The following is a 6,060-nucleotide window of genomic DNA, read 5'->3' on the forward strand; positions in this document are numbered from 1 at the left end:
CCGTCGCTTACGTTCCGACCCCCGATAAATCGGGGTTATTCCGACGGCGGCACGTAGCCTTCGGCCTTGGCGTAATCCTCGCCGGAGAAGTACTTGTCCATCTCGCCCTGAAGATATTTGCGATCTTCGGCGTTCATCATGTTCAGGCGTTTTTCGTTGATCAGCAGGGTCTGGTGCTTCTGCCAGTCGGCCCAGGCCTTTTGCGAGACGTGGTCAAAAATGTCCTGGCCTTTGGCGCCCGGGAAGGGAGCGCGCTCCAGGCCTGGCAATTCTTCTTTGTACTTGCGGCACATGATGGTGCGGGTCATGACGACTCTCCTGCGTTCAATACGGCGGCCGCGCGTTCGAGCAAGGTTTTGACCGGGGCGGCAAGGCCCAGGCGCGGCGGGGTGGCGAGGTTATACCAGAGCCAGTCAGCCTCGGCCACGTGATGGCCGCTCTCCTGGACCTGAACCAGCCAGGGTTCGATGGATAACTGAAAATGGCTGAAGGTGTGCACCAGGCTTGGCAATGCCTGTTGTGTGCCCAGTTCCAGCGAGTGCTGCGATGCCAGGTGCGGCAGGTCATCGAGGTCGTCGAGTTCCGGCAGGCTCCACAAACCGCCCCACAGGCCCGTGGACGGGCGACGGTAAAGCAGGATCGCGCCTTCGGCGTTGGCGAGCATCGGCATCAGCGTGCGCTTCTGCGGGATGGCTTTGCGCGGCTTGGGGATCGGGTAGCGGGTTTCCAGGCCGAGCATGTGCGCCTCGCAGCCCTTTTCCAGCGGGCACAGCAGGCAACTCGGTTTGCTGCGGGTGCAGAGCGTCGCCCCCAGGTCCATCATCGCTTGGGTGTAGGCGTTGACGCGGGTCTGCGGCGTAAAGCGCTCAGCGTTGGCCCAGAGCTGTTTGGCGACCTTTGGCTCGCCGGGGTAGCCCTCTTGCGCGGTAAAGCGCGCCAGCACCCGTTTGACGTTGCCGTCGAGGATCGACGCGCGCAGGCCCATGCTGATGCTGGCAATGGCGCCGGCGGTGGACAGGCCGATCCCCGGCAGATCAGTGAGTTTTTCCACGTCCCGGGGAAATTCGCCGCCGTACTGCTCGACGACGATCTTCGCGGTCTTCTGCAAATTGCGCGCGCGGGTGTAGTAACCAAGGCCCGTCCATAGGTGCAGCACTTCGTCTTCCGGCGCGGACGCCAGCGCCTGGACCGTCGGTAACGAGGCCATGAAACGGTCGAAGTAATTCAGCACGGTGCTGACCTGGGTCTGCTGCAACATGATTTCCGAGACCCACACCCGATACGGGTTGATGTCCTGCTGCCAGGGCAAATCGTGACGGCCGTGGCGGTCGAACCAGTCCAGCACCGCCGTTGAAAACTGCTCGGCTCTCATCGCTTGAACATTTCCTTGAGCGCGTCTTTCAGTTTCGGGTCGACTTTGTCGCCCCATTTCTCCTCGATTTTTTCGCTGATCCTGTCGCCAGCCTGTTTGACCGCGACCTGGCCCATGCGGTCGTTATCCAAACGGCAAGCCTTGGCGCCCAGCTCCAGCGGGCCGCGGCAACGCAGCGGCCACTCGATGCCGACAAACTTGTCGCCCACCTGGCAAGCAGGGTCCGGCATGGCGCTGGTATCGCCTTCGACGATGATGCCGACGCGGTAGTCCATGCCCAACACTCGCAGATCGATGTCACCGTCTCCGTTGACGGTCATGCCCGGGATGCGCACTTTCAGGTCCGGGTTGCTGGCCACGCCGTTACGCAAGGTCAGGTTGCCCTTGAGCTCCTGGAACGGTGTGTCCTTGCCCCGGGGCTCGCCGCTGAGGGTTTTGCGGTTGAGCGTGGCGATGCCTTTGCACAGCTGTTGCTCAAGGTTGGCGTTGAGCAGCACGCCATTGTTGATGATGAAACTGGCATTGCCGTTGAGGGTATCGATCAACGCTTTCTGGCTGTTGCCGCTGCCGGTCAGGCTGCTGTTGAGCGTGACCAGGCCTTTGACGGGCGGGTTCTTGCCCTGGCTTTCGAGGATTTTTTCCGCCGGTACCCGGCTGATCTTCGTCTGCAGGTTCAGCGCCGGCACTGGCTGGCGCACATCGAGCGTGCCGGTGGTTTCGAAGTTGCCCTCGTACAGATCGCCGCGCAGGTTGGCCAGTGTCAGCAGGCCACCCTGGCCGGTGGCCTTGAGCGCAGCGTTATGAATCGGCAATTTTTGCAGGGTCAACTGGCCGAAGGTCAGGTCGGCGTCCACATCGAGCTTGCTCAAGCGTTCCACGGGCAACAGGCGGTCGCTGCTCCAGGCGTCCTTGGTCGGCGCGGGTGGCAACGGAGTGCTGCCGGCGCCGGCCATTGCATCGGCTTCGGTGCTGGCGACTTCGGCCTGGCGCACTTGTGTCGCGCTATTGGCCTCGGCGGATTTCGGCGGCAGGTAGCGGTCGACGTTGAAGGTGTCGGCCTTGAGTGCTGCGCGCAGCGATTGCTTGGCGAAGTCTTCGACGGCAATGCGGCCGCTGAAGGTGCTGTCGTCGACTTTCAGGTTGATATTGTCGAGCGCCAGGCTGGTGGGTGTTGCAGCCAGACGGCTGACCAGTTCGACCTTGCTCAGGCTGCCTTCGGCCATGGCCGGGAGTTTCTGGCCGATGCTATCGACGAATTTCGCCAGGTCGAACTGGGCGATCGAGATGCCGCCACTGACTTGTGGGGTCTTGTCGAGGTCGTTGACCTTCAGTTCACCCAGTGCCCGCAGCTGGTTGGCGGAGATCTTGATGCCGGTCCACTCGGCGACATTGGCGGCCTTGTCCAGCACCAACTGGCCCTGGGCGGAGAACGTCATGGTCTTGCCTTGCAGCGGGTCGCCGGTCACTTCACCGGACAATTTCATGTCTTCGAGCTGATAGCGCTGCAGAGCGCGTGCGATACGCACCTCACCATTGAGCTCGGTGCGCACTCGCAATGCCGGCTGGTTGGCTGACAGGAAAGCCGTGAGCTTGAGCGGAATGTTGACGGAGTCGTGAACCGCACCGGTGCTCAACTGAATACTTTCGGCGCTGAAGCTCTTGCCGGTTCGTTCGTCGGTGTACTCGACCCGTGCGTTGTTCACGGTCAGGCTGTCGATGTCCAGGCGGATCGGCTGAGGCGGTTTTTCCGCCGCGACGCTGGCTTCGGGCGCCGGTTCGCCAGCGGCTGGCGGGGTGCTGGTCGCGCCGGTGTTGGCCGATACCGGCAGCTTGCCGACGTCTTCCCAATTGCCGTGGCCGTCCTTGTCACGGTTCAGGCGCAGGTTCAGGCCCTCGACACGTACGTCGCTCATCTGCACTTCACGGCGCAGCAGCGGCAGTACGCGTACCGACAGGCCTAGCATCTGCAAGTCGGCAAACGGTTCGGTCGGTTTGACCATGGTCGCGACACTGGCGTCGTGCAGTTCCAGGCCCAGCCACGGGAACAGGCTCCAGCCGATATCGCCATTGAGCGTCAGCTCGATGTGGGCCTTGTCGCGGGCAATCTGGCGGATCTCGTCTTTGTAGTCGTTGGGATCGAAGAGGTGGGTCAGGGCAAAGCCCAGCGCCACAATGATCAGCAACAGCCCGAGAAGTACCAGACCCAGGATTTTGCCGAACGCTTTCATGGGCGAGTCCTTGTAATTAGTCGAATTCAAAATTTAGCCGAGGAGTATAGCGCCCCCGAACAGACGACCGGTCAGTGATCACGCTGGCAGCACATCCAGTGGCAGTTTCAGCTTGGCGGCCAGCGCCTGAGCCTCCAGATGCCCGGCAGGCGCCAGCAGGCGCAGGGGCATGCCCGATTGCGCGGCCATTTTCTGGGCTTCGGCAACCAGTCGCTCGGCAACACCACGGCGACGGGTAATTTTTCGAACACATATTTGGGACAAGTGCCAGGCGTCTTGGTGCCTTTGCAACCGGGCCGCGCCCAGCAGGCGATCGTTGAAGCGTCCGGCGATCAGTGTGCCGTCGCGCAAACAGTCTTCGATCAACTGAGCGGCCCCGGAAAAAGGGGCGAACAGCCAGTCCGGGGCGTCGCAGTAGATCTTCTGCAGATCCTGCCGATCCTGGGCAGTGGCTTGGTTCAGCGGCTCGACAATGATCGGCATGGTGATTCCTGTGAGGTCATGAAGCGATAGAGATCAGATGACGTACAAAAGGTGATGTCAGCTTGGTTTTTCTGTCACTTGCAAATGGTAACCTTTGCCCGTTCGTCCGTCCTTCTGCGACCTGTTGTCGCACAACAAGGTGCTCTACAAAAAAAACGGTCATGCCTGCGTGCATAAAGGCCGGGAGTGAACTGTGGCTGGCGAACCATACAAATAATTGGGGGATACACAATGACCACGAGCATCACGGCGGACGGCTTCAGCGCCGACCAGCCTGCGTTCCTTTCCAAGGAGCGGATCATCGCCAAGTCCGGTTTCAACCGTTGGCTGGTGCCACCGGCCGCGCTGGCCATCCACTTGTGCATCGGTATGGCCTACGGTTTTTCGGTGTTCTGGTTGCCGCTGTCCAAGGCGCTGGGCATCTCCGCTCCAGTGGCCTGCGCACCGGACATGAGTTTTATCGCACAAGTCTTTTCGTCCCAGTGTGACTGGCCGATCTCGATGCTCGGCTGGATCTACACCCTGTTCTTCATCTTCCTGGGTTGCTCGGCTGCCATCTGGGGTGGCTGGCTGGAGCATGCCGGACCGCGCAAGGCCGGTGTCGTATCGGCACTGTGCTGGTGTGGCGGCCTGCTGATTTCGGCGCTGGGGGTGTATACCCACCAGATCTGGCTGATGTGGATCGGCTCCGGGGTCATTGGCGGTATCGGCCTGGGCCTGGGCTACATTTCGCCGGTGTCGACCCTGATCAAATGGTTCCCGGACAAGCGCGGAATGGCGACCGGCATGGCGATCATGGGCTTCGGCGGTGGCGCAATGGTCGGCGCCCCGCTGGCGGCGGCACTGATGGGGCATTTCGCCTCGCCAACCAGCGTCGGCGTCTGGCAGAGCTTCCTGGTGATGGCTGCCATCTACTTCGTGTTCATGATCGGTGGCGCACTGTCCTACCGCGTTCCGCCAACCGGCTGGAAGCCAGAAGGCTGGACGGCCCCGGCGAAAAAAGCCTCGAACGCGATGATCACTCATCGTCATGTTCACGTGAATGTGGCCTGGAAGACGCCGCAGTTCCGTCTGGTGTGGCTGGTGCTGTGCCTGAACGTATCGGCTGGTATCGGCATCCTCGGCATGGCGTCGCCGCTGTTGCAGGAAGTGTTCGCTGGCAAGTTGCTGGGCAATGACCTGGCGTTCGGCCAACTCGACGCTTCGCAACTGGCTTCGATCGCCGCCATCGCTGCCGGCTTCACCGGTTTGCTCAGCCTGTTCAACATCGGCGGGCGCTTCTTCTGGGCTTCGTTCTCGGATTACCTGGGCCGCAAAAACACTTACTTCGTGTTCTTCGCCCTGGGCTTTGCCCTGTACGGACTGATTCCGAACCTGGGTCACCTGGGCAGCATCGCGCTGTTCGTGGCGGCGTTCTGCATCATCCTGTCGATGTATGGCGGTGGCTTCGCGACTGTTCCGGCGTATCTGGCGGACCTGTTCGGTACGCAAATGGTCGGTGCGATTCACGGTCGTCTGCTGACGGCGTGGGCTGCTGCCGGTGTGCTCGGTCCGGTGCTGGTGAATTATCTGCGTGAATATCAACTGAGCATCGGCGTCGAGCGTGCGGCGGCTTACGACATCACCCTGTACATCCTCGCCGGCCTGCTGGTGCTGGGTTTCCTGTGCAACCTGCTGGTGCGTCCGGTGGCGGACAAGTACTTCATGACGGATGCTGAGCTGGCAGCCGAACAGGCGCTGGGTCATGACAAAGGCGCCGACAGCAGCACCGTGCTGGAGTGGAAAGCCGCGCCGGGCACCAAACCGCTGGCGATTGCGGCATGGCTGGTGGTGGGCATTCCGCTGGCGTGGGGTGTCTGGGTGACCTTGCAGAAGACGGCGGTGCTGTTTCACTAAGTAAAACGCATCACCCTGTGGGAGCGGGCTTGCTCGCGAAGGCGGTGTTTCAGGCAACTTTAAGTCGACTGGCACTGCGCC

General features: G+C 61.6%; 5 protein-coding genes. 1 reads left to right on the forward strand and 4 read right to left on the reverse strand.

Going from position 1 to position 6,060, the window contains the following annotated elements; translation table 11 throughout:
• Positions 1 to 35: 35 nt before the first annotated feature.
• From KGB29_RS28590 to KGB29_RS28605, 4 genes are all read right to left on the reverse strand, one after another.
• Complete coding sequence (locus KGB29_RS28590; protein ID WP_007989188.1) at positions 36 to 308, reverse strand: oxidative damage protection protein; 273 nt, start codon at positions 306 to 308, stop codon at positions 36 to 38.
• Complete coding sequence (mutY, locus tag KGB29_RS28595; protein WP_223616511.1) at positions 305 to 1,372, reverse strand: A/G-specific adenine glycosylase; 1,068 nt, start codon at positions 1,370 to 1,372, stop codon at positions 305 to 307. The genes KGB29_RS28590 and mutY overlap by 4 nt, the downstream gene beginning before the upstream one ends.
• Complete coding sequence (locus tag KGB29_RS28600; protein WP_154861221.1) at positions 1,369 to 3,600, reverse strand: AsmA family protein; 2,232 nt, start codon at positions 3,598 to 3,600, stop codon at positions 1,369 to 1,371. The genes mutY and KGB29_RS28600 overlap by 4 nt, the downstream gene beginning before the upstream one ends.
• A gap of 78 nt (positions 3,601 to 3,678) precedes the next feature.
• Positions 3,679 to 4,083, reverse strand: coding sequence for an acetyl-CoA sensor PanZ family protein (locus tag KGB29_RS28605; RefSeq protein WP_057712414.1), 405 nt, complete (start codon positions 4,081 to 4,083; stop codon positions 3,679 to 3,681).
• 231 nt (positions 4,084 to 4,314) lie between these two features.
• Here KGB29_RS28605 and KGB29_RS28610 point away from each other — a divergent pair, with 231 nt between their 5' ends.
• Complete coding sequence (locus KGB29_RS28610) at positions 4,315 to 5,979, forward strand: OFA family MFS transporter (protein ID WP_154910707.1); 1,665 nt, start codon at positions 4,315 to 4,317, stop codon at positions 5,977 to 5,979.
• The last annotated feature ends 81 nt before the right edge of the window (positions 5,980 to 6,060 follow it).

Origin of the sequence: Pseudomonas sp. BF-B-30 (genome assembly GCF_019956305.1) — a bacterium.
GTDB lineage: Bacteria > Pseudomonadota > Gammaproteobacteria > Pseudomonadales > Pseudomonadaceae > Aquipseudomonas > Aquipseudomonas jessenii.